The sequence below is a fragment of the Citrobacter sp. MGH103 genome (assembly GCF_001034475.2).
GTDB lineage: Bacteria > Pseudomonadota > Gammaproteobacteria > Enterobacterales > Enterobacteriaceae > Citrobacter > Citrobacter freundii.
The window spans coordinates 3835869-3857132 of the sequence record NZ_CP073043.1; the positions used below are offsets into that span (position 1 = coordinate 3835869).

The 21264-nt window shown below is 53.7% G+C and carries 32 protein-coding genes; all 32 read right to left on the reverse strand.

All coding sequences use genetic code 11. The annotated features are described in order from the left end of the window. Position 1: 1 nt before the first annotated feature. The 32 genes from SK33_RS18540 to SK33_RS18690 all read right to left on the reverse strand — a co-directional run bounded on the left by SK33_RS18540 (position 2) and on the right by SK33_RS18690 (position 21230). Positions 2-547, reverse strand: a complete 546-nt coding sequence (locus SK33_RS18540) for a hypothetical protein (protein ID WP_048219598.1) — start codon at positions 545-547, stop codon at positions 2-4. Then, a complete protein-coding gene (locus tag SK33_RS18545) occupies positions 548-892 on the reverse strand; it encodes a hypothetical protein (protein ID WP_001216233.1) in 345 nt (114 codons plus the stop codon). Between the two features lie 12 nt (positions 893-904). After that, on the reverse strand, positions 905-1975 hold the full coding sequence (locus SK33_RS18550) for a hypothetical protein (protein ID WP_048219600.1): 1071 nt from the start codon (positions 1973-1975) through the stop codon (positions 905-907). Positions 1976-1977: 2 nt separating this feature from the next. Further along, positions 1978-2283, reverse strand: coding sequence for a phage baseplate plug family protein (locus SK33_RS18555; RefSeq protein ID WP_032177179.1), 306 nt, complete (start codon positions 2281-2283; stop codon positions 1978-1980). Next, positions 2280-2906, reverse strand: a complete 627-nt coding sequence (locus tag SK33_RS18560; RefSeq protein WP_048219602.1) for a phage baseplate protein — start codon at positions 2904-2906, stop codon at positions 2280-2282. The genes SK33_RS18555 and SK33_RS18560 overlap by 4 nt, the downstream gene beginning before the upstream one ends. Further along, positions 2906-4909: a lytic transglycosylase gene (locus tag SK33_RS18565; RefSeq protein WP_048219603.1), complete on the reverse strand. Its 2004-nt coding sequence runs from the start codon at positions 4907-4909 to the stop codon at positions 2906-2908. Before SK33_RS18565 ends, SK33_RS18560 begins: the two co-directional genes overlap by 1 nt. Continuing rightward, positions 4899-5090 carry a DUF6889 family protein gene (locus SK33_RS26475; protein WP_404995651.1) on the reverse strand — a complete coding sequence of 64 codons (192 nt, stop codon included), beginning with the start codon at positions 5088-5090 and terminating at the stop codon, positions 4899-4901. The genes SK33_RS18565 and SK33_RS26475 overlap by 11 nt, the downstream gene beginning before the upstream one ends. Further along, positions 5087-5512 carry a phage tail assembly chaperone gene (locus SK33_RS18570; RefSeq protein WP_000393957.1) on the reverse strand — a complete coding sequence of 142 codons (426 nt, stop codon included), beginning with the start codon at positions 5510-5512 and terminating at the stop codon, positions 5087-5089. The genes SK33_RS26475 and SK33_RS18570 overlap by 4 nt, the downstream gene beginning before the upstream one ends. 3 nt (positions 5513-5515) lie before the next feature. Then, positions 5516-5956 (reverse strand): DUF3277 family protein, encoded by a 441-nt coding sequence (locus tag SK33_RS18575; protein WP_000257257.1) that lies wholly within the window; start codon positions 5954-5956, stop codon positions 5516-5518. Between the two features lie 10 nt (positions 5957-5966). Beyond that, positions 5967-7127 (reverse strand): DUF3383 family protein, encoded by a 1161-nt coding sequence (locus SK33_RS18580; protein WP_048219605.1) that lies wholly within the window; start codon positions 7125-7127, stop codon positions 5967-5969. Between the two features lie 3 nt (positions 7128-7130). After that, the gene (locus SK33_RS18585; RefSeq protein ID WP_420259170.1) at positions 7131-7679 is read right to left on the reverse strand and encodes a phage neck terminator protein; all 549 of its coding nucleotides are present in this window, start codon (positions 7677-7679) and stop codon (positions 7131-7133) included. Beyond that, entirely contained in the window at positions 7669-8058 is a 390-nt protein-coding gene (locus tag SK33_RS18590) for a hypothetical protein (RefSeq protein WP_006120168.1), read from the reverse strand. The genes SK33_RS18585 and SK33_RS18590 overlap by 11 nt, the downstream gene beginning before the upstream one ends. Then, the gene (locus SK33_RS18595) at positions 8045-8632 is read right to left on the reverse strand and encodes a hypothetical protein (protein WP_032177174.1); all 588 of its coding nucleotides are present in this window, start codon (positions 8630-8632) and stop codon (positions 8045-8047) included. The genes SK33_RS18590 and SK33_RS18595 overlap by 14 nt, the downstream gene beginning before the upstream one ends. Next, entirely contained in the window at positions 8629-9036 is a 408-nt protein-coding gene (locus tag SK33_RS18600) for a DUF4054 domain-containing protein (RefSeq protein WP_048219607.1), read from the reverse strand. The genes SK33_RS18595 and SK33_RS18600 overlap by 4 nt, the downstream gene beginning before the upstream one ends. After that, positions 9002-9391, reverse strand: coding sequence for an STY1053 family phage-associated protein (locus tag SK33_RS18605; RefSeq protein ID WP_006120171.1), 390 nt, complete (start codon positions 9389-9391; stop codon positions 9002-9004). The genes SK33_RS18600 and SK33_RS18605 overlap by 35 nt, the downstream gene beginning before the upstream one ends. A 41-nt stretch (positions 9392-9432) precedes the next feature. Next, entirely contained in the window at positions 9433-10374 is a 942-nt protein-coding gene (locus SK33_RS18610) for a DUF2184 domain-containing protein (protein WP_048219608.1), read from the reverse strand. A gap of 11 nt (positions 10375-10385) precedes the next feature. Then, positions 10386-10889, reverse strand: a complete 504-nt coding sequence (locus tag SK33_RS18615; RefSeq protein WP_048219610.1) for a structural cement protein Gp24 — start codon at positions 10887-10889, stop codon at positions 10386-10388. A 4-nt stretch (positions 10890-10893) separates the two neighbouring features. Further along, positions 10894-12126, reverse strand: a complete 1233-nt coding sequence (locus SK33_RS18620; RefSeq protein WP_048219612.1) for a DUF2213 domain-containing protein — start codon at positions 12124-12126, stop codon at positions 10894-10896. A 14-nt stretch (positions 12127-12140) separates the two neighbouring features. Next, on the reverse strand, positions 12141-12878 hold the full coding sequence (locus tag SK33_RS18625; protein ID WP_113772720.1) for a phage head morphogenesis protein: 738 nt from the start codon (positions 12876-12878) through the stop codon (positions 12141-12143). Continuing rightward, positions 12763-14232, reverse strand: coding sequence for a DUF1073 domain-containing protein (locus SK33_RS18630; RefSeq protein ID WP_048219614.1), 1470 nt, complete (start codon positions 14230-14232; stop codon positions 12763-12765). The genes SK33_RS18625 and SK33_RS18630 overlap by 116 nt, the downstream gene beginning before the upstream one ends. Further along, on the reverse strand, positions 14232-15854 hold the full coding sequence (locus tag SK33_RS18635) for a bacteriophage TerL protein (protein WP_048219616.1): 1623 nt from the start codon (positions 15852-15854) through the stop codon (positions 14232-14234). The genes SK33_RS18630 and SK33_RS18635 overlap by 1 nt, the downstream gene beginning before the upstream one ends. 2 nt (positions 15855-15856) lie before the next feature. Continuing rightward, a complete protein-coding gene (locus tag SK33_RS18640) occupies positions 15857-16330 on the reverse strand; it encodes a DUF2280 domain-containing protein (RefSeq protein ID WP_016243561.1) in 474 nt (157 codons plus the stop codon). A 31-nt stretch (positions 16331-16361) separates the two neighbouring features. Continuing rightward, complete coding sequence (locus tag SK33_RS18645) at positions 16362-16982, reverse strand: putative metallopeptidase (protein WP_001081498.1); 621 nt, start codon at positions 16980-16982, stop codon at positions 16362-16364. A gap of 54 nt (positions 16983-17036) precedes the next feature. Beyond that, positions 17037-17222 carry a hypothetical protein gene (locus SK33_RS18650; RefSeq protein WP_029403918.1) on the reverse strand — a complete coding sequence of 62 codons (186 nt, stop codon included), beginning with the start codon at positions 17220-17222 and terminating at the stop codon, positions 17037-17039. Next, positions 17203-17547: an Rz1-like lysis system protein LysC gene (gene lysC / locus SK33_RS26480; protein WP_422651133.1), complete on the reverse strand. Its 345-nt coding sequence runs from the start codon at positions 17545-17547 to the stop codon at positions 17203-17205. Before lysC ends, SK33_RS18650 begins: the two co-directional genes overlap by 20 nt. A gap of 207 nt (positions 17548-17754) precedes the next feature. Next, the gene (locus SK33_RS18660) at positions 17755-18369 is read right to left on the reverse strand and encodes a glycoside hydrolase family 19 protein (protein ID WP_048219620.1); all 615 of its coding nucleotides are present in this window, start codon (positions 18367-18369) and stop codon (positions 17755-17757) included. Between the two features lie 2 nt (positions 18370-18371). Then, positions 18372-18719, reverse strand: a complete 348-nt coding sequence (locus SK33_RS18665) for a phage holin, lambda family (RefSeq protein WP_048219622.1) — start codon at positions 18717-18719, stop codon at positions 18372-18374. A 257-nt stretch (positions 18720-18976) separates the two neighbouring features. Then, on the reverse strand, positions 18977-19660 hold the full coding sequence (locus tag SK33_RS18670; protein WP_082138498.1) for a hypothetical protein: 684 nt from the start codon (positions 19658-19660) through the stop codon (positions 18977-18979). Then, positions 19657-20019 (reverse strand): RusA family crossover junction endodeoxyribonuclease, encoded by a 363-nt coding sequence (locus SK33_RS18675; protein WP_045354712.1) that lies wholly within the window; start codon positions 20017-20019, stop codon positions 19657-19659. Before SK33_RS18675 ends, SK33_RS18670 begins: the two co-directional genes overlap by 4 nt. Then, positions 20010-20492, reverse strand: coding sequence for an AsnC family protein (locus SK33_RS18680; RefSeq protein WP_052674422.1), 483 nt, complete (start codon positions 20490-20492; stop codon positions 20010-20012). The genes SK33_RS18675 and SK33_RS18680 overlap by 10 nt, the downstream gene beginning before the upstream one ends. Further along, positions 20489-20788 (reverse strand): DUF1364 family protein, encoded by a 300-nt coding sequence (locus tag SK33_RS18685; protein ID WP_044702921.1) that lies wholly within the window; start codon positions 20786-20788, stop codon positions 20489-20491. Before SK33_RS18685 ends, SK33_RS18680 begins: the two co-directional genes overlap by 4 nt. Further along, on the reverse strand, positions 20778-21230 hold the full coding sequence (locus tag SK33_RS18690; protein WP_044702923.1) for a recombination protein NinB: 453 nt from the start codon (positions 21228-21230) through the stop codon (positions 20778-20780). The genes SK33_RS18685 and SK33_RS18690 overlap by 11 nt, the downstream gene beginning before the upstream one ends. Between the last annotated feature and the right edge of the window lie 34 nt (positions 21231-21264).

Below are 21264 nucleotides of genomic sequence, written 5' to 3' on the forward strand. Positions count from 1 at the left end.
ATTAAATTCGCTTCATCTTTTCTGGGTGGAAATTGGGGCACCAACTACACCCTTTACTTACTGCCAATGCTTGTATTTGGTCAGCCAAACTAAATGGCAATTTATCGGACACTCCGCCTTCCCACCCCCTAAGTAAACGGCAAGGTAAAAGGTAGTTACCCGGGTAGTTAGAAACGCATTCGCAATAAGACTGCTGATTGTTGGCTTTTAGTGATCGAGCATAACACCCAAGAGAAGATGATAACTCCTGAACATTTACAACCAACTCACCGTTAATAAAGGCTTGAACGCCAGTAATTCCATACACCAGATAACATAGGTTTGCAGCTCTTGAAAGTTGATCAGGCGTTTTACTAAAGGACGCTAAATGGAATTTTTTCCCTGCTATCTCACCAATTTTATTTACATCTGAAAGCTCAGCAATGGCTACAGCCATTGGATAATTTTTTGCCGTCGAATGAGGAAAAACAATGGTAATAACAAAGTTATCATCATTTAGAGATGCCAGCTCCAAAGGGCCAATAGTTGACAGTCCCTTACCTGTCACTCATTTCACCTTTATACAATCATAGGTTGCATACTGACGCGGCGCATTCATGCTGGCTTGCAGCCACTGGGCATTGAGAATTATCTTGCCGTTTCGATTGATGTACTCAAGACCAACCCATCTTCCAGGCTGATCGGTAGCCATGCGCCAATCCATCTTGATATTGTTATAATCGCCTTTGTTTTTCAGGAAGGTGATTTTTTGCATTTCTGGCTTTGCGCCATTGATTCTGGCTAAGCCATCATCTGCCCAATGGATTTTAAAATCACCACATTGCTGATCCGCAAAAGCGGGTGCTGATATAAGCACCGCGAACACGGTAACAGTGCAAAGTAAATGTCTCACGGCCCCACCTCACTAATTCGTCGTCCCTTGCATTGCTTTCGGGCTATAAAGATCACGAGCGCCACGCGCAAAACACATCAAATCCATGTACCACGCCTGACCTCTTGTGTCGCCAGTATAGTCGATAGCTTTGACGATATAAACGCCATCTGTCGCAATGCTGGCAGCCTGTTGTTTGCTGGGTAACGTGTCACTTTCGATGTTCCCATTATATACAGACGTCCCGATCCGCCCAAGCGATTGCGCAATATCGGAGTTGCCAACTGTCGCGCGGTATACCGAAGCCTGATCGAGCTGAATAAGCCCATTAATGCGGATGTTGGGGTTTATCAGACACCGCACATTTACGCCGCCGCCCATCGTCTGTTGCGGCATACCGATCAGGCCAGTATCAGCATTCAACACAATGGCTTCGTGAATGTATTTATCCTCCGGCACCATCTGAACCTGACCATCCACCAGCTGCCATGTCGCTTTGCACTGCGCAGCAATATTATCCATCACGTTACGGGTGGATGAGTAAATCGCGCGGCCACGAGGAAACACGGTATCAGGAAAGTCACCGGTAATGCCCTGCGTCACGCCGAACGCGTTGAAATCCTGCATAGTCGCCCGGTGCAGGTCCGCAACGGTATAACCAGCGGCAAGCGTGGTGATGGTAGTCGCGTAGAGGAACGCTTCGTGGTTACTGATGGCCTGAATCAGCACCCAGGAATCGGTGATGTTGTCCTTCCCGGTGACGGTGAAGCGAATATCACCGTCAAATATCAGGCCGTAGTTCTGACCGTTCACCTGCCCTACCTGGTCTGGTGAAATCTCCCGGGCGACACCAACCTGGCTCGCATCAACATCCGGCGCTATACCGTCATACCCGGCAATGATGCGAATTTTGGCAAACTCCTGCCCAAGTATCTTGTTCGTGGTATCGGTCGAAAGGTTGTAAATTTTCACGTTCGCCACGCGCGGCCAGCGTGTATCTGCCCATTCGATCTGGAACGTGACCTTAAAATCTGACAGAGAAACACCCTGCCCGTTCTGGTCCAACAGCTGCAACTCAAAATGGCGCATCCAGTTAAGAGACATTTCTACTCCTGTACGAAAATGAGGTGGCTGTATGTGCCGAGGTTGGTTTTGGTGGGCTCGTCCGGTGCGCCTACATCGCAGCCAACGAGCAGCGCCCCGTTAATACCTAGTTGAGGATATTGCTCAAGAAGATTTACACCGGTTACCAGCGGCACACCAGAAAGAAGCGGTTCGCCACTGCTATCTTGTACATCCAGAATCCAGCCAGCAGAATCACGCCAAATGACTCTCAGTGTGTATGTTGTCTCTGCTAACTGAATGCGAAATAGCTGGTTATCCGGCGATAAAGGGATTTCAGTTACATTCATTGGATACCTATAGAGTTACCAAGACTGGTTCCTTTTAGTCCATCAAACCACCCTGTTGACTTAATTACCGATTCATTTACTGGGGTGGTGGATTTAGTCCCGGAATTCTGCACCGCAGATGTACTAACCCCGTCCTGCATATCGGATTTATCAGCAACGGTGACATTTTTTGTCTGCGTTATGATGACTTCACGCAGGGTAAGCGTGCAGTTCAGCACGTTCTCGCTGGTTTTATCGGTCGTCACCTCAATGGCTCGCACCAGCATATTGGTGTACACCCTCTTCCCGGTAACCACATCGAACGGTACGCGCTCAAGCTGCATATCCAGCAGCTTTTGGTATGTCTCTTTCGGGCTAAGTCCGGCGCTGAGGCCGATTGACGATGTATCAATGAAGTCCAGCAACGAACCGCCACCAGCGAAGCCGCATTCCATTGTGACTTCGCTGGGGCGCTTATACGCATGATCGGCGATGAAACCCGAGGCGCTATTCGTTGTTGGCTTCTCCACCGGGTGCTCAGTAATTTCGAGCGCATCAGAATGCTTTTCGGAGACGACCACGCTGGGAATTAATATGCCAATTCGCCGGGATTGCTGGCGAAAAATAGCGGAGAGAATATCCATTAGCTCGGCACCGTTCGAAGTTGTTGAGTTAGTTGTGAATTAACGTTCTTCTGCCGCTCAACTGTGATATTGGCAGCCTCACGTGGATCAGATACACCGTGAATATTAATAACCGTTTCTTGCTGTATGTTTTGTGAAGCACCGCCACCAGCGGCCATACGAACCAATTCACTTGGGTAAGGGTTTCTCCCGTTCTCATGATGGATAATTCCATTCATCAGAGAGGACATTACCTGCGGATCTTTAAGGTTGAGAATGGCATCAGGAGCCACACCCATCATTTTCGATAACTGAGCAATGTAAGCACCGGTATTATTTTCATTCCCCGGTGCCCACGTAGAGATTATATCGTTAAGGGTTTGCAGCGGCTTACCTGTGGTCTTGCCTTCAAAGTAGCGCATTAGCTGTCTTGAAAGCGCTTTCAGGCCATCGTAAGCAGTTTCAAATCGCGCGAACCTGCCGCCAGGCCTTTCGAGCTTCGCTCCAGATTGCCCACGATAGTCGATATTACCGGGGTTATTATTTCTAATACCTCGTGGAGCTTTAGCAGACTGCGCATGTTGGGCAGGTTCATCATCACCAAACCATCCACGAATGGTTCTACCTACGTTACGCGGGTCAAAGCCCAGATTTTCCTTAACCCAGTCAGCGCTTCTGTTCGCGCTATCCTCTACTGCCGGTGTGGCGCTCGGTTGCCCGCTGCCCTGATTCAGCAGTTGTTTGCCTATGTTAGCGGCCTGCACCCAGTTTCCATCTTTTATGGCATTCAGCAAATCAGCGATCATGTTCAGCATCTTGCCGAACTCACCCATTTGCGAAATAAAGTTGCTAAAATCCCACTTTAGGGACCATGACTTGGGGTCGATACCGAGCAACTTAGCCAGCGCTTTTGTCAGGTCCGTAACAGTCTTTTTCAGGTCACCAATCATTTTGACGGCCTGATCAATTTCAGTCTTCCATTTCCCCCAGTCAATCAGGCTTTTGCCACCTTCTTTCCACGTCTGGTAATCATCCAAGAGCAGACCAAGTGCAATAATAAGCGTCGTTATCATGCCCAAGGGTGATGACATGAAAGCGGTATTTAGCAGCCGCCATGCAACCAACAGCCCACTGAACAATGCGATAAGCTGCTGCGTGGCTGGGTTCAGCTTTTTGAACCAGGCGATCACACCCTCAACAGCTTGCCCAGTTCGCCATAACACGCGGGTAATCGCGTCACCTGCCCAGAGAATTCCTTTGATGATCTTCGTGATGACCGCTTCAATCTTCGGCCAGTTGTCGAGTATCTGCCTGCGGAAGTTATCAATACTGCCAGCAAGGCCACCAGCTAGGTTAGAGCCAATCTTGTCTTTCGCCTGTCCAAGCGTCATCGTCAGATTACGCATGGAGGTCATGAAAATATTGGACTGTTTAGCCGCTGACTCAGCATTAAAACCAATACGCTTTGCCGTCAACGCGTACTCAGAACTGAGCTGCCCCATCCCTCTGCGCATCGCCATCAGCGTGTTTTCATCGATGCCAAGCATCTGCGCGTATTGTTTCGCGCGGTAATACGGCATGTTGTTGAGCTTTTGCCCAACGCCAGTAAAGATGGCCGCAGTATCACGCATCTTTCCGCTGGCATCGCGGGTCTGTACGCCCAGACGGTTCAGGAACCCTTCCGCACCCGGATTGCTACGCATGAAACCGGCCAGCCCTTCGAGGGAGGACATAGCTGACTCAGCGCTGGCACCCGTTTGCGATGCGGCATAGCCCAGCGCTTTGATGCCCTGGACGCTGGCCCCCGTCCGCTGGGATGCCCAGTAAATTTTATCCAGACCGTTCGCGATCTGGGTGGTAAATCCGACAATGCTCAGCGCTGCGCCTTCCACCACCGCGCCGACCTTCAGAACGTTCGCGGTAACGCCTTTCAGCACGGCTTCGAACTTATTAGCGCCAGCCTGATCGATATCGAACCCCAGCGAAACAAGGAAGTCTTTAATCGTATCTGCGTTACCGCTCATTGGCCGCTCTCCATTTATCTACCCGGGCGTCGTTATCCTCGCGCATGTCGAGGTAGTCATTGAGAAGCGCGATGCGGCAGAGGTCTACCGCACCACTGTTAAGGTCTTTCTGGTCAATATTGAAGGCAAGCGCCGGGCGAAGAATAAAATCTTCACCGCCCGGCAGGCTGTTGAAGGTTATTCCGCTGGCGGGGTGGGCGTCTCGCTGGTAGGGAGTCCTTGCAAAAAATTTCCCAGCGAGTCGGCGACCACCCGCGCCACCAGTTGCAGCATGGTCAGCAGGTCGATATCGTCAAACGCCATTTCGCCATGCTGGCATACCGGCACCCAGCCTTTCATGTGCTCGCGTGAAACAACGGAAAGGCAGGGGAACAGGATAGCGTCCACATCGCCATCACTCAGATCGGACACAGCATTAGCAATTTTGGGCAGGATAGTAGCCATCGCGCCTTCGGTGTCTTTGCTGCTGATCTTCTCCTGAACGCTCCGGAAGTCAGAAACCATCCCGGCCAGCACCGGCAACAGCTTTCGGGACACCTTCAGCTGTTCGAAAACGCTGAGCTTTGCAGTGCGATATTTCACGCCTTTAATTTCGAATTCCATGCGTTAAAACTCCCCGAGCAGCTGGTCAATCTTGCCGCAGTCGAACACCCAGGCAACAGTCCCGCCCTCTTTGGCGTTATTGAAATCAGGCTGTTTCTGGAATGCACACGAACGCGCAGTAGAAATATCACCCGATGCCGTGTTGCGAATGACGATCACGTTATTGCCCCAGGTGGCAGAGGACTGGCTTTGCGCGTTATACGCCAGAGACAGCTTCTTGTTCACGGGGGAGGTTTTCAGCAGCGTTACCGTAATGGTGCCTGACTTATCGGCGTGCAGGCTGTGCATCACTTCGCCATCGGCACCGATGGTCATGGTGTTCTTGTTGCCGCCCATGGTCTGGGTGATACCTTCCTCAGAGTTCGCAGAACCCTGACCAAGATCGATAACGCCGGTCGGCCCGGTGAGCGACGCGGTTACATCGAGAAAAGAATAAGTTGCCATTTATCGCTCCTTAGCGAACCACGTTGATCTGCACATCGGCATAATGAACTGCACCAGCCAGCTTACAGGCCACCTGGATTAACGGTGCTTTGCGCGCTTCGCGGTCGGCCTGCGCCTGTTCGGACAGAGGTTGCGCATACACGTAATAACCTTTGGTCAGCGTATCGCCGGAATTCAGCTGTCCGATAGGGCCACCATTCCAAACGCCAGCCGCTACCAGACCGTTCGTGACGGACTGATCCATGGACTGTTCAACGTTGGAAAGCAGACGGGTCACACCGGCATCAGTCTGCGGAATTTTGGTGGTGCTGGTGTAAAGCAGGTTATAGAGGTTGGTCTGAACGTAGTTCTGCAACCAGTCGAGCCCGTGGCGCTCGTCGAAGAAGTCGCCGTTTGCCATCACTCCCTGTTGCAGGATCGCCGTGTCGTTGGCGTAGTACACGAACACGTTCGCATTCTTCGCATCCACTGCCGCAGCCTGACCGACCGTCAGCGTTTCGTAGGTTACGCTTGGTTCCTGTTTGAATTTCAGGGTAATGGTGGTATTGCTGCCGTTGAAATTGACAGTAAACGCGCGACCGAAAGCTGAAACCGCCGCATAAGGGCTGCTGGTGGAATACTGAATAAAGGTCCGGGAATACTTGCCAGCCTTTAATTTTGACGCAACATCGGTCGTCGAGGTCGTATTGATAATCTCGGCGTCGGCAGAGGTTACCCCGAAAATTCGGCTCAGACTGGACGCTTCGATGAGTTTAGCAACCTCAATCACGTCGTCAGCATCAAGCACATCACCGCCATCAGCAACATCATCAGCGACAACCAGCCCATACCAGTTGGTATATTGCAGACATGCATTAACAGCTTGCACGATGGTTTCCACGCTGCCACCTTCGGAAGAGGTCAGCGTCTTCGCCCAGCGGCCAACATAAACCTGCGTCGGCTTCGGCGACTGGCTGAAGAAAACCTGCGCCGCTTCATATTCCGGGCTGTCGACTCCGAAGTCCTCGCCAATGTCCTCAACGGACGCATAAAGGCGAACGCGCTCTTGCACCGGAATAACGGTGGAAGAACCAAGAATCAGCAGCGCGCCAAAGTTACGACCAGTAGCCGCTTTCGGCGAGATGATCACATCAACGTTTACAACGTTGGATACAGGTAAGCCCTGCGTCATGGTTTATTCTCCAAAAAAGGTGACTGGCGCTTCCACCAGCGATTTGATGCCGTACTCGCGCACAACCTTCCGGCGCAGGCGCACCGTCATGTCGTAGCGGCGAACCCATTGCTGGTTGATAAGCTCGGGGAAAGGGGTCAGACCGGTATAGTCTCCAAGGGACAAACCAAGCGCGTTCAGCTCAGCATTGTTTTGCGGGACAGATATGCCATCGCGAAAACGGGACGCATAAGACATACCAGCCGGGCCATAGAACGACGCCATGCATTCGAACGTTTCATGCCGCCAGAGCTGAGCGCCCTCGTCGGTCTGCCTGGTGAATGCGGGACTGTTATCAATGGGCCACCCGGTAACTCCGAACGCGCACCAGTTCGTTTCAACTGGTGGAAGTGGCGGCTGGTCTTTCTGCCAGCGCGGGCGAACCATCCCAGCAGGCAAGCCGGAAACGTTGCGCATCCACTGGCTTAGCAGCCTGTCGAGCGCTTCGTCATAATCCGGATCGCCGCTGGTGGGTGTCAGCCAGCCGCGCTCTGTGCTGGTGTTATTGCTCAACGGGAGTACCCCCATCAAACGGCAACAGTTCGCAATGCGCCTGGACGAAGCCAGCACCGTAAGCGGTATACGGGTCGACGAACGTCACACGATAATCACGGTTCTGATACGTCACGATATCGGCATCACGGCCAGTCTGCCCCTGCGTAAGTCGTTCAGTCGTCACGATAAGAATCGCGCCGCTGATAACCTGCCCGGCCTGCATGCGGCGATTTTCCAGGGAGCGGTCAACAGTAACAACCCCGGCAAACTGCGTTTTAACTTCGCTGTCGCTGCCGATCCCGTCATCGTCCACCGTTTGCGCGCGACGCGTTACCCACAGGTTGAAGTCGCAAAAATCGGGGTCAAAAAGCACGTCTGTTACATCAAGATTCGGCATCTTTATCCCTCACAATATGGGTAATGGCTCTGCGGTACTGTCCGGTATCAATCAACGGCCTTACATTCTCATTGCTTATCAATTGACCAGAATCTGGGTTGATAGCATTAAGCTTTCCGTCTGCCGATCTGCGTGCTAACTCAGCTTTCGCCCCTTTGCGCCCTCGACGCGCGCGTGCTTCAACGGTGCTATCAGCAAGCGGTGTAAAGCCGGTAATGGTCATGTAACGCCTGACGCCATTCGCGGCCAGCGTTCCGGCGCGGTTAAGCGCTCTTTCCGCACCCGCCGCATTTCCATCAAGCGCAGCCTGCGCCGCTGCTTTGAGCTGCGGCACCGTCTGTTCCTCTACGGATTTAACGCCGGGGATCAGGTGCGGGCGTGGGGGTATGTTTTGCGCTGGTGAGCCGTATTCGTTGACGTAACCGATCCCGGCATTACCAAACGGAACATCCTCACGCTCGCTGTCTTCTTCCGGGATGCCCACCAGCACATCCTTTTTGGTTAGCGACCGGAGCGCATCCAGAATGGCCTGAGCGTTATCAACCCTCGTTGTTACACCACTTTTGAAACTCATAGCTGGCGACCGCCCGCACCGAACATCGTGATCAGCTGATAAAATTCAGTGCCATATCGGGTGTTATTCCAGAAGCCTGCGTCAGGGTTTAGCGTCGCGCTGGTGTCATAGCTGACGCTTACCTTGTCAACGGACTTGGAGGACTGAACACCATTGGTTGAACCGCCCGGCCCGCCAACCAGCATTGCCCGGCTATCTGCCGCCCATAGCGTCATGTAGTGAGCCACGAACAACTCGGCAAAGTACGGAAACAACTCTTTGCCGGTGACGTTTTCACTCAGCAGCACATCGGCCAGATTCAGACGAAACTGGATTTGCGCTTCGGGATATTTGGCAGGGTCAGCAAACTGCGGGAAGTCGCGGCGAAAATCACTTACTGTTGGCAGGCTTTGATTCTTTGGCATCTTTCGCCCCATTACCGCCAGTCTGGGCGGCAGCAATCTGCGCTTGCAGGCTGTCGTTCTGCTCTTGCAGCTTGAGCAGCGCTTCTTTCAGATCGGCAATCAGCTGATCTTTATCGACAATCTGCTTATCTTTGTCGGCAATCTGCGCTTGCAGGCTGTCGATAATGGGTTGCAGATCATCGGTGTCGCTAATCACGCTTTCGGAAAGCTCAGAGTGCGCCTGGGTGAACCAGTGAGACGCGACCTCTTCCGGTACGTTATGCCGCCCCCGGCCAAACTCCTGTTTTGACTGATCGCCGAGCGTCAGCGTAAACGGGGTGTGAACATGGATGGTAACCAGCTTTTCTTTCGCCATTTTCAGTTTCCTTCTGGCCCCTTTCGGGGCCGTTCTGGTTATCAGATACCGTCCACGTAGGACAGGGTTTCTTTGTACACTGGCTCAACCGCACCGAGCTTGCCGTAGTAGGTCGCAATCTGATACAGACCGCGATACTGGACAGGAACGCTCTGCAACGGCACCAGCGGATAGCGCACGTATTTCTTGTCGTTGGTGTAGGCGACCATACGGTCTTTACCGCCAACTCCGCGCCCTTTCAGCCATTTGACCGCTTTGATTTCCAGCGGAACGCCGTTCTGGTGGAAAGCGATAGTGTTCACGGCCAGATAGGTCAGCAGTGACTGGTTACCCGCTTCGGAAACCTTACGGCTCGCCAGCAGTGAATACTGCTCTGGCGGAATGCGCAGATCAGAAGGCACGACGGAATAACCGGATGCTGCCCAGGCATTCGACAGAACGCTGTTCACGCTATCGAGAATCTCGTCGTTGGTGGAGTTCGCCCAGGTCTTCGGCGCATTGTTCAGCGTCACACCGACAAGGTTTGCCAGCCCTTTCAGGCCGAGCGCATCATCGCCAATGTAAACCTGCTCGTCGTTGTCCATCTGCCATTTGAGCTGCATCCCGTCGTACTTCTGGGTATCAATCGGGCGACCTACCTGCTGAGCTGCTGCCAGCTCTACAACGGTCCAGCCCAGTTCCATTCCCCAGAGGTTCAGCGGATTGCCGTCTTTGCCGATATCAACATTCACGCCAGCAATAGCAGTGGAGTCTTTGCCTACCCAGTTTTTACCGTTCGGATTTGCGCCAGTACCAGCAGCGCCAAAACTGGTGTTAGTCCAGCTGGAAATGTCATCTGCGATAGAAACGTCTTCACGCAGCTGAATATCGCGGGTCCAGGTGTAACCCACCAGCGGCAGGTTCAGCGTCTGGTCGAGTCGCTCCAGCTCCCCGATGAGAAAGGCACCAGAGCTATCAACGGTTGCCTGATCAAAAGTAATCATTCGTCTGTTCCTTAAATCTTCCAGGAGATTTCTGCATTGCCGTTAGCGTCACCGGCCCCTGTGAATTCGGCGTTGGTCAGCGCCACGTTTTTGCCACTGACGGACGTGGACATGAAGCCGCCCAGCGGCACTTTTATGGATTCATCAGTGGAGACGACAACGTATACCGGGGCGCCTTTTTTGATGGTGCTGGCATCAAAATCAGAACCGAGATTAACGGTCATGTAGCCACGCTTCATGGCGTCACCCGGGAAGTTCTTATCCGTCCCCACCTGGCGAACCATGTCTGGCTGCGATGTGGTCGGATACGGACGAACGTAGATCCCCTTCACCTTGTCGGCGGTGTCACCGTCCGCCAGCGGCACGAAAAAGCCGTCAGCGTCATATTTGCCAGCCAGACCATAGGCAGCGAAGGCGTTAGCGGATTTAAGGATCACCGGTTCGACGGTTAAGTCCTGCGGGCGAGAGATAGCCCCGGCAATGCCAACAGGCATCCGGTACAGATATGCATTCATTGGATTATCCTTTGCGGTTAGACCAGAAGTCGGCGTTTTGTTTGTTCAGGGAAGCGATGCTGGTCATGCCCATATTTGGACGTTGTGCATCGCCAGTGGTGGTGCGGGTGTTTCGCCCTTTGGCAATCTCTGACACGGCGTTAAACGCCATATCGACCGATTGCTTGGGCAATTTGCGGATATCCGCATCACCGACAACCTGGCGAACCAGTGTTTTGTCAGCGGCAGCCAGCACATCACGTTTGAACGCGGTCGGTTTCACCTTGCGGCTCAGATCGATACCCGGGACGATAACTTCGGCACGATAGGCAGAGTCACCGGTAATCGTGGTTTCCTCTTCGTCGTCCTCGCCGTCGCAGGTCGGATCTTTTTTGTCTTTTTCATCAGGCTTATTGTCGTTATCGCACGTCGCATTTCCTTCCAGCTTAGCCAGCAGGGCTTTGAGCAAGGTTTTGATATCGTCCTCGCCGTCGCCGGTTGGCTCTCCGCCCATTTCCGGCTTTTGGTCCGGTAATGGTTGCTGCGGTGAAAGGTTAATGTTGAGGTTAACGCCGCTCGGCAGATCCCCTTCATCACCCGTTACAGCCGCTGGCGCAGAGTCCAGCAGTTCGTTCATGGTGTCAGCGTCACCCGTTTTGATGGCCGTGCGCATGCGGGTCCACCAGCTTTTCTTTTGATTTGCCATTGTGTCTCTGTCTCCAATTGCACAACGATTTCCGGCTCTGCCCTTGGGGACAAGAGCCACATGGTTTCCGGTAATATCGACCTGCTCGGCTTTTCCGGGTTCGGTCTGCTCGTACTCAGCGTCATAGCCGCACGACACTTCACGCAGGCCATCTTCGATAAGCTGAATGGCGTTTTCGTCTTTGACGATAAGGTCAGCCAGCATCAAATCAGACTGCACACCCGTCTCGCGCCGGACATTCTGAAGATGCCCGACCGCGAGCTCTTTCCAGTTCTCTGGATTCACCAGCCGCACATCCCCGTTTTCATCCTCGGGATGCAACACCGTGATACTCATTCCTTCGAATGAGGCAAGCGTGGCGGGATGGAATACCTGCTCAGGAGAACGCGTGACGACTATTTCACCGAACTTATCGGGTTTCAGTTTTGGCAGGTCATCAGCACCATAGAGCTGCTTACCTGTTCGTCCTATCGGCACGTCTTTGCACAGCAACGAGCCGTCAGCCAGCTGATAGCGGGTTTCCCCTAGCCGGGTATTGAAAAAATATTTCATGGTTTACCTGCGATTCAGGCGAGATAAGAATGAGGGTTGGGGAAGACGATTTCTTTGTAACAGCGGCAGTTCGGGAGCTCGCCAGCGTGACCGGTCATGCCGTCAAGCGTTGGAGGTCGGCCCCATTCGACAAACTTCCCTTCCATCTCTCGATGAGAATGCCGGACGTCGCCATCTTCGGCTGTACGCCAGATATAACCATTCGAGCCGATTGACAGCGCACGCGCCTGATCCAGTGCACCGGTTGCGCGCCCAAGCTCAGTCCGGGCGATAAGGTTCGCTCGTGAGCGTGACACGTCACCGGAAGCAGCTATCTCTTTCGCGAATGGCTCAGCGCGGCCACCAGTTACTACAGCCTCGATGGCCTTGTTCTGAATGTCATACACCCGATCGGCGGCCTCAAGAGGCAGAGATTTGATGTACTTAATTTGCTCGGCGACGATGGATTTCATCACCTGGCCTACCGGGGCGCGGTCGACCATGTTGCGTAGTTCTGCGCTGATGTTCCGACTGTGCTGACGCCACTGCTTTTCATTCTGGCGCGCAATGTCGGCGGTGAAGCTCTCAGCAACCTTAGTCGCCCAGGGGGTGATGATTTCGCTGTAGCGCTCCAGCGCATCCATTATTTCGGTGACGCTATCGTTTGAACCATCGTAGCGACCATTTACGATATCCCCGACCGCCCGCGCTATCTGCCGTAGGCTCGTTCGATATCGGATCTCCGCCTGGCGGCTCTGGCGGTTTGTCGCCAAGTTCGCCGATGCCTGGCGGCGCTTCGTCTTCGGCATTCTCGATATCCTCGTCGGTAATGGATGCCCCGATGCCGGTGACGTCAGAGTTTTCGCGCAGGTCGGTCATCGCCGCCTTACGCGTCATCAATCCGTCGCCCAGCGCGGTACTGATCGCGTTGGTGGTGTTTACGGCCACCGTTGATCGGTCAACGTCTGACATTTGCCATAGCGGGTTAAACTCAAACGTGAAATCGACCGGCAGCGGCTTTCCGAGTTCCGAGCGGTGCATAATGTCCAGTATCCGGCGCATCGGCAGCCGTAAGCGGCGCTCCTGCAATGAGCTCACCCGGTCGTAATAGTTGGCGAGGTCTGCATCACCAGTAGAGAAGCCTTTCGGGGATTGACCGAACAGGCGTACCAGCGGGATACCAACGGCACCGCTGATCTGCTCAGCAAACTGCGAAAGAATGTCATCCAGACCACTAAAGCTGTACTGGTGGGTTTCGAACTTATCCCGCGAGTCCATGAGCGTCATACCTTCATTGCTCTGGAACTGGCGGATCAGGTCGATGTTCTTCAGCAACGCTTCGAACGCCGGGCCTCCAAGCGCGATAAGCTCGCGCAACTTCTCCACGCTATAGGTACGCAGATGCGCTTTATAGACCAGCTGCGCCGCGCCGACAGTGGCGCTATCGAACGCAGTAAGCCGATCCCAGATACGCTCTACAACCGACATTCCCCATTCGTTTTCGGTCATCTTCTGCTGGAATGGCAGCGTGACGCCATCAAAGCGGATCAGGCGGCTGTGATGGATGCGCCAGGCCGGAATGCCCGTTGCGGTGGTCACCACGTCGTAAAACTCAGGCTTGCCGAGGTCCGGCCCCATCTCTTTAATGCGGCGTGTCAGCACCGGGTTAATCATCCAGCGGTCGAGCGGGAGAATGCCCTTAAACTTGCCCTCGCCAATGGTTTCGAGTCGCAGCGGGGTCATTGGTGCTTGCCCCTCGATCATGATGAAGCCGACCGCGCCGCCGTAGAGACGCGACCATTTCAGCACGTCGTTCAGCGCATCCCAGATCTGCAACTCATCCAGTTGCGCTTCGAGGGTACCACGGTCTTTGGCGTCAATCTCCGAAGTGATGCGAATGCCTTTCCGGGTCATATCGTCCGGGATAGCGTCGACCGCTTCGCCGATAACCCACGATCCGCGATATGACCATTCCACCAGCATGCGGTTGCGGCTGGTGAAGTTCGCCCGGTAGGTCGATGCTGAGTGCTGGTTAGGCGTCTGCATCCCCACGCGGGCGACAAAGTTTTCATAGCCATCAGCGGTGGCCTGCGCCGTTCGCTGAGAGGCTTGCTTGTTTCGTGCCATCAGGCCTGTCTCCCTAGCAGCTCCCAGATGTTCAGGGCTGAATTCATTGGCGCGTAGCTGATCATCACCGAGTCGGCGAGGTTCGGCGACTTGGTGCCTTCAGGCTGTTTATCAACAACGATTTTCCCCACACCGTTAATGGAATAGGTCGGTTGCGACAGCTCGATGATGAGTTTGTCTTTGCTCGCCATGGCGCTGCTGATTGAGATAATTTCGTCCGGGTTGTAGGCCATTCCCTCAACCACGGCGCGATAGGTGTTCTGGAAAAGCTTGCGTAATTGCCACCAGCTCTGGGCCTTGGCGTTAGCAAAGAAGTCCTTGTTCAGGCGGGCGGCCTGTCCGTTGTCGCCGCGCACCGCTTCGTCGTCCGGATCAAACACCGCGCCGCTACCGCGAAACGGTGTGGCGAGTATTGACGGTCGGCGCGCAGCGTTACGCAGTTCGTTGATGGCGCGTGCATCGCCGCGAACGCCAGCGCCCAGGCCGTCCTCGTCGAAGCGAAATTCTTCGAGGTTGTCCTGTTCGCAAAAGCCGAAGACCTTCTCAACGGACTGGTAAATGTCGCTGCCCACGCCGGACCATTCCCGCACGTTCTCCAGGAGGAAGCCGTGACGGGTCGAAAAGGCGTTTTTGTCCCGGCCTTCGTCGGCGACGTCCATCGCGCCCAGTCGTTTGCCCGTTGGCTGAATACCCAGCTTGATATGCGCGTCGACGGCAGCCTGTACCCAGTCGGACGGGATCAGGACGCCTTCCGCTGATGCGCTGTAGTTCAGGTCAAGTTCCTGCGCCACCACCACCGGATTGTCGATTTTCTCGCATTCCCTGCGATACCACTCTTCATCCTTGCGCGGGTCATTTCGCCAGTGGAATGTGAATACCGGTATCTTCCCGCCGTGACGCTTCTGCGCGAACGGGTTCGCCATGCCGTTAACCGAACTCAGGTCGATACGGCAGCGGGTGGTTTGCGACAGCGCCGCATCAATCAGCAGAGGACGCTGGAGGAATGCAGCCTCATCCACCAGGTAGAGCGTGGTACGGTCACCACGTCCGATATTGTCGCCAGCCTCGCCTTTGATGACCGCGCCAGTATCGGGAAACTCAACGCGCATGTAGGGCGCGTGCTTCTTCTCGTCCCACGAACCGCGAAACTCGACGGGCAGCGTTTCCACGAACTTGCGCGCCTTCCAGAACAGCGCTTTCGGGTCACCGGTGCTGTCGACGTATTCCTCTTTACGGGAGCCGAAGCCGATAACCATTTCTTTGTTGAACAGGCAGAGCGAGCAGGCCAGGCCGATCGCCGTCCAGCTGAGCCCCATTTCGCGGCTCTTTTCGGTGATGCCGTTCTCCAGCTTTTCGCGCCGCTCCATGATCCAGTGAATCCACTCTTCCTGTTTCGGGAACAGCAGAAAAGGGATGGTGACCGGCAGGCCATAATCGATGTTACGCGGGTCAGTAGTCATACCCCAGTCGATGATGAACTGTGCCGGGTTGGTGCGGTAAAACTGTTTTAGTGCTGGCAGCATTTCAGGGTTCTGGCGAATGCGCTGTAAGCGCTCCATCCGCCATTCAAAAACCATCTGGTAATCAGGTTTTCTGAAATCGAATTCAAACGGGAGAGGCATGATCACCCCATCATCTTGCGGTAAATCTCTGCGGCCTGATCTGCGGTGAGGTTGGTCGTCTCGGTCTTGATCGGGCCGCCATCCTTGCCGGTGCTTTCAACCTTCAGCTTATTGGTGTAAGCGTCGCCAACCTCTTTCGCGGCCTGTTCAATCAGCTGCGCCGTCAGGGAGAAGTTTTTCATCCCCTCGGTTTTGGTTGCCATGCGGTCAAGCACGCGGAGGCGATAGGATTTGTTCGCGATCGGAATGTCGCTGGTTTCGGTCAGGAACCGTTCGCGCGTCGCGTGGAACATCTCGATCCACTTTTTGGCGAGCGTCTTACCGCTGGCCTTCGTGGGGTCGTGAGATTCAGCCTGCTGGCGGGTGATCTTGATCCCAAATTCTTTTTGGACAGCCTCGACCACCTGCGATGGCGTGTCATAGCACGCAAGCGACTGAATGATGAAGGCTTTCACATCAGGTTTTAATGCAGCCATAAATCACCATTCGTCTTATACAGTCCAGTATTTAAGCCAGTCGCAGCATGCACGTCCCGCACGCTCTGGCAATATCGAGATGAGCAACCTCCGCTGGCTGATTCGCCGCATCAATCATTTCCTGCACGTCCCGGCTTGCACCGTAACGGCGAACCACGCCCACAAACTCTTCCACGTCATGACCGCGCAGCTTCAGCTTTGGCTGCCCTTCCTGCGTGAACTTCGGCGCGCCAAATTCATCTGTCGCCTGGCAGATGTGATAAAGCTCGTGCTCTATCAGCGCGCAGAACTCCAGATCGGAACATTGCGAACAGTAATCGGCGGCGAGCGTGATGATGAAATGCGGCACCCTGCCGAACCATTCATACATCTGCTGCTCCATCCGCGCTTTCTGCCAGCCTCCGGCACGCATTGCCACTTCTTCCGCCTGCCCCAGCACGGAACGCCCTTTCTTCTCGAAAGCGTTCGACGCCCAGAGAAAGCACAGATCCGCTTCAAGCAAATGCTGGTGGTCAGGGTTGTAGAGGTCACCCTCATCGCTCAGGATGTGCTGATTCAGCCACTCGCCAACGTCATTAGCGGGCATAATGCTGATGTACGGCTTCGGGTCAGGTGGCATCGTAAAATGCGCTGGTGGGTGTGGTCTGTTCATGAATAATTCCAGTGCTCCATTATCGAAGCCCCTCAGTGAAGGGCTTCTGTAATGTCAGTCCCGGACGAACGTAACCTTTGTGGTTATCATTCGCCGCACAAGGCGCGCCACTTCGCGTTGCATTTCATCAATTACTTTTGGCGTCAGTGGTTGATGCGCATATTTACGCTCAATCTCTGCAAAAATCCCGTTCAGCGCCTCGCTGCTTGGCGGGATAACTTCAACGTTTAATCGTGCCATCGGTTTGTCCTGCCCTGTTGTTCTCGAAAGTCCTGATATCAGCCTTATCCCTGTTGCACTGTGCTAACGCTGACAACAACGCAACATTCAGGTTAAGGCTTGCTCCCCACGTAAACGGATCGGGTAAATCTGGCTGGGGTGTTTCAGCCGTCAGGTTGGCTGGTAACGGAACCACCGGAACTGGAACGTAGACCGTTCGCGTAGTCGTGCAGCCGCTTAACTGCGCCAGAAGGCACAAAACGAACAGCACAATCATCATCCGCAACAGCCACTTTGATATCTTCCTTAGCTCTCTGTGACTCCAATGCGATCTGCTGCTTGGCATGTTGGTTTGTCTCCAGAATGATGTTCGTTATTGCTACGGTGCGCAGGACATTCGCGGTGATGGTCTCAGATGAATCAGCACGCTGTTCTGCATCGTCAGCGCGACGCTGTTCCTCCAGAAACTTTCCATGGTAGTGATCCGCTGACCAGACAAGACCGCCAGCAAGACAGGCGATAAACGTCACAATGAGCACCCAATAACTCATTTTCATGCCAGCAGCGCCGCCCGCGCTTTGTTGTAGCGGATCTTGCGGTCCTCAATGCCATTCAGGCCGCCGTTAATAATGCGCGTAACACGAGTAATATCGCCACCGTAGGCCATGCACCCTTTGGATGTGTAGAACCAGGCGGCAGAGCGTGCTGCCTGAAGTTCCTGTTCGAGCTGTTCAGGTGAAGTAACGAGGTCTAACTTTAGCGCCGCCCCACAGGTGCGATAATTATCAAGGCCAGTGATTTGAATTAACCCTCTGCCGCGATATTTCCAGCCATCGCCGGGCGCTTTATTACCCAGGCGGTTGCTATACACCAGATTGGCGATAGCATCCTGCCGGGCCGCGTGTTCGGTTGTTCTGCCAAGTGCATCAGCCTGCTGCTGTGTGATCCTCTTTCCGAATGTCGCCACCAGCGCAGATGGTGTGTAGTTCAAATTTTCGACTACAGCGCTAAATCCGCCCGACTCGTGACCTACCTGAGCGATAAACATCGCCTGGTCAGCAGGAGCAGAAATGCCAAATTCTTTCATCGCAGCATCTACTGGCTTAAACCAGCGCGCAGCCAACCCGGCGCTGATACCAGCCGCCATTTGAAATTGAGACTGATTCATAATTAAACCTTGTTATTGCCGCTACCTATACGTCCACCAATGAACCTCATCGCAAAGCCCCGGATCGCATCAACGCCAATAAGCCCAACGCCGCCGCCAATAGCGACAGACAGAGATTTAGGCCATCCGAAATATTCAAGCGCTGAAGAGAATGTCAGCGTCAACGCGCCGCAAAGCAGAATTTCCAGCGATTTTTTCTTCCAGCCGCCACCGCCACCAAAGTAGGCAATGCGTAAGCCAGCCATGAACAGGGACATAAGGACAGCGCCAAGTGGCGTATCACCTCGCCACCAGCTCTGAAACAATTCGATCAGGTCCGGCCAGGAATGGGGATCATTGTGCATTTTCATAAGCCTCACCTCCGAAAGTTCGGATGGTGCTATGTGTAGGGTTCAGACTCTCGGCGAGATTGACAAAGGAAAGTCGAGGATGATTCCCGGAGCCTGAAAATAGAAAAGGCCACCAGCGAGAGTGGCAGCCATAGAATTATTGCAACAAAAAGCCCCTGCATTTCTGCAAGGGCTTAAATGTGGTTCCCACCGCTCCGCACAAGGCATCTCCGCTGGTGGGTAAGCTCTTTCGCCTTTGACGTCCGAGCATATCTGAATTATGCAGTTTCAAAACTCGTTTTCAAGTCTTTTTCGCAAGTTTTTGCATTTTCGAAGCCTAATTCATCCTTTAATGTGAAGAAGACAGCAGAGTTGAACAACTCAATACACCAGCGCACGCGGTCAATACATTGTTTTTCTGTCAGGAACGGTGCGTAGTAATATTGCATCCATCGAGCCATGTCATTGATGGTTTTCCGCCAGGTGTAATAGTCTTTCCCGATTTCATACACCGGGCTTCCCGGACTGAATGACTTCAGAATGATAGCTTCCATGAACGCCGCTTCCTCCTGATCCCCGGCATTGCCGATCAGGTCAGAAAGTGATTTCTTCGGCCAGATGATGGCTTTTGCCTGCTCAAACAACGCATCGCCGGTATAGCCAATTTTTCGCAGACCAGACAGCACGGTAGCGATCCGCTCCTGCTGTTCGCCAGTCCAGCCGGTCAATATCATCGACCACATACCACCACCGCCAGAAAGGTGTTCTGTCCCGCTGCCCCCGTACATGCCGCCCCAGTGGTTCAGCAACGAACGAACCCAACGGCTTTGCGATGGTGTCAGTCGGCGATATTTTCCCAGGTAAGATCTGCGTGGAGCTGCTGCCAGCGTCGCCCAGGGGTTTTGCGAGTTGGTACGCTCAACAGAAGCCTTCTGATAATTGTTAATGTCGTTGCGTGTCATTGTGCGTTCTCCCGGATGATGATCTGGCCTTTCTCGCCCCAAAGCTTCGTGATGCGACAATCCCAGACGCTGGAATCATCATCAAAAAGCGCATCCATTAGCGCCTTTAGCATGTTGTCGCAGTCTGGTTTTGACTGGTGCGGCTTGCCGTTGAACTGTTCCCGCTTCTTTTTGCTCCAGCTCGGGGGCATTGGCATAACGAAAGTGATATGCGCGCCGGACTCCGGCAGGTGGGTTTTGCGAAGGCGCACTTCATCGCAGAACGCGCGGTAGCGCATGACCGCTGGCCGTGTTTTCCATTTGTCTGCGCGGGTTTGTCTTGGCTTAGGTACAGGGGTAATCTCATAAATCACTTGCATATGATCGCCCCATCAAGCTTCAAGCCTCGACGAATTCTTGCGTGTACTGTGTCCGGCTTCATGCCTACAGCTCTCGCATACTCACTGGCTGATATTTTTTGACCATCAAACATTACAAAGACGGTATTTCTTTTATTATTTTGTTGGCTGCGATTCGTAACCCATCTAATGTTTCCGGGCTCGTAGTTCCCATTGGTGTCAATCCTGTCAAGACTGTAACCATCTGGGCGAGGACCGACGTATTTGAAGAATTCTTCAAAACTCTCTACCCACTCTTTACAGACAGTGATCCCCCTACCTCCATAATTTGAATAAGACCTTACATTCGGATTAGAACACCTGTTTTTCATATCAATCCACGCTCGGTATTCCGGCGTGTTTTTCATCCCATGCTTAGCCTTGAAGCGCCCAGAGCCACCCATATTTTTAAGTGCGTTATCGCTAAGCAATCGTCCAGTTTTGTCAATTTTCATGCTGGCACCACCAGCCCAAGGCGGGCGATCTGGATAACGGTCAGAACGATAGCGCGGTCCATAAGCTGGCGACGTTCGTCGCGCGATAGCTTGCTCCCGTTGTCGATGCTGTCGTGGCAGCAAACGCAGATCGCCGCCGTGGCGCAATCATCAGCTTTCAGGCCCATGCCTTTGCCTTCGTTGCGATGTGCTACCTGCGTCCCCCACGAACCGCATAACACGCACTGCTCGATCTGCCCGACAGCCGCGAGCCATTTTTTGCTGCGGTAGGTTCTCTGACTGGGGTTATTTCGCATTGCTTTCCCCCCAGCGCTTTGCCCATTCGATTTCATTGCGGGATTGTTCGCTGAAAGTGACTCCCTGCTGGGTGCCGAACCAGTAAATCGTCTCGATGACTTCGACCATCTGGGGAATGGTCATTTTGCTGGTGCGCTGGCCGAACATCACGACGCCGCCGTCAAGGCCAGGGGCCATTCGCTGTTCCTGCTTTTTGGTCTTCGCCACCAGCGCGGTGATGAGGTCTTTCCAGTCGTCGGAATCGTATTTATTACCGAACCAGAGAACCTGGTCGGAAAGGTCTTTCAGGAGCGGCCACATCTTGCGGTTTTGAATGGCGGTGCGCGTCGACTCTTTGACATCGAGAATCAGCGGGCGCTTGCTGTCGACCGGTAACTGACGAATGTAATTGATAGCGTTCTGCTTAACGCTTTCGTTAACGAGGTGGAATTGTTGGCTCACGCGTCACCCCCGAAGAGGTTAAGCGACAGATACG

Coding starts and splice junctions, on each gene's coding strand:
- SK33_RS18630 (WP_048219614.1), bottom strand. CDS start 14,232: ATGGCACGAAACAAGCAAGCCTCTCAGCGAACGGCGCAGGCCACCGCT.
- SK33_RS18550 (WP_048219600.1), bottom strand. CDS start 1,975: ATGTCTCTTAACTGGATGCGCCATTTTGAGTTGCAGCTGTTGGACCAG.
- lysC (WP_422651133.1), bottom strand. CDS start 17,547: ATGCCAAGCAGCAGATCGCATTGGAGTCACAGAGAGCTAAGGAAGATA.
- SK33_RS18595 (WP_032177174.1), bottom strand. CDS start 8,632: ATGAGTTTCAAAAGTGGTGTAACAACGAGGGTTGATAACGCTCAGGCC.
- SK33_RS18640 (WP_016243561.1), bottom strand. CDS start 16,330: ATGGCTGCATTAAAACCTGATGTGAAAGCCTTCATCATTCAGTCGCTT.
- SK33_RS18660 (WP_048219620.1), bottom strand. CDS start 18,369: ATGAATCAGTCTCAATTTCAAATGGCGGCTGGTATCAGCGCCGGGTTG.
- SK33_RS18615 (WP_048219610.1), bottom strand. CDS start 10,889: ATGAATGCATATCTGTACCGGATGCCTGTTGGCATTGCCGGGGCTATC.
- SK33_RS18570 (WP_000393957.1), bottom strand. CDS start 5,512: ATGGAATTCGAAATTAAAGGCGTGAAATATCGCACTGCAAAGCTCAGC.
- SK33_RS18675 (WP_045354712.1), bottom strand. CDS start 20,019: ATGCAAGTGATTTATGAGATTACCCCTGTACCTAAGCCAAGACAAACC.
- SK33_RS18665 (WP_048219622.1), bottom strand. CDS start 18,719: ATGAAAATGCACAATGATCCCCATTCCTGGCCGGACCTGATCGAATTG.
- SK33_RS18645 (WP_001081498.1), bottom strand. CDS start 16,982: ATGAACAGACCACACCCACCAGCGCATTTTACGATGCCACCTGACCCG.
- SK33_RS18605 (WP_006120171.1), bottom strand. CDS start 9,391: ATGGCGAAAGAAAAGCTGGTTACCATCCATGTTCACACCCCGTTTACG.
- SK33_RS18620 (WP_048219612.1), bottom strand. CDS start 12,126: ATGAAATATTTTTTCAATACCCGGCTAGGGGAAACCCGCTATCAGCTG.
- SK33_RS18580 (WP_048219605.1), bottom strand. CDS start 7,127: ATGACGCAGGGCTTACCTGTATCCAACGTTGTAAACGTTGATGTGATC.
- SK33_RS18560 (WP_048219602.1), bottom strand. CDS start 2,906: ATGGATATTCTCTCCGCTATTTTTCGCCAGCAATCCCGGCGAATTGGC.
- SK33_RS18670 (WP_082138498.1), bottom strand. CDS start 19,660: ATGACACGCAACGACATTAACAATTATCAGAAGGCTTCTGTTGAGCGT.
- SK33_RS18575 (WP_000257257.1), bottom strand. CDS start 5,956: ATGGCAACTTATTCTTTTCTCGATGTAACCGCGTCGCTCACCGGGCCG.
- SK33_RS18685 (WP_044702921.1), bottom strand. CDS start 20,788: ATGCGAAATAACCCCAGTCAGAGAACCTACCGCAGCAAAAAATGGCTC.
- SK33_RS18555 (WP_032177179.1), bottom strand. CDS start 2,283: ATGAATGTAACTGAAATCCCTTTATCGCCGGATAACCAGCTATTTCGC.
- SK33_RS18600 (WP_048219607.1), bottom strand. CDS start 9,036: ATGCCAAAGAATCAAAGCCTGCCAACAGTAAGTGATTTTCGCCGCGAC.
- SK33_RS18635 (WP_048219616.1), bottom strand. CDS start 15,854: ATGCCTCTCCCGTTTGAATTCGATTTCAGAAAACCTGATTACCAGATG.
- SK33_RS18590 (WP_006120168.1), bottom strand. CDS start 8,058: ATGCCGAATCTTGATGTAACAGACGTGCTTTTTGACCCCGATTTTTGC.
- SK33_RS18610 (WP_048219608.1), bottom strand. CDS start 10,374: ATGATTACTTTTGATCAGGCAACCGTTGATAGCTCTGGTGCCTTTCTC.
- SK33_RS18565 (WP_048219603.1), bottom strand. CDS start 4,909: ATGAGCGGTAACGCAGATACGATTAAAGACTTCCTTGTTTCGCTGGGG.
- SK33_RS18650 (WP_029403918.1), bottom strand. CDS start 17,222: ATGGCACGATTAAACGTTGAAGTTATCCCGCCAAGCAGCGAGGCGCTG.
- SK33_RS18680 (WP_052674422.1), bottom strand. CDS start 20,492: ATGAAAATTGACAAAACTGGACGATTGCTTAGCGATAACGCACTTAAA.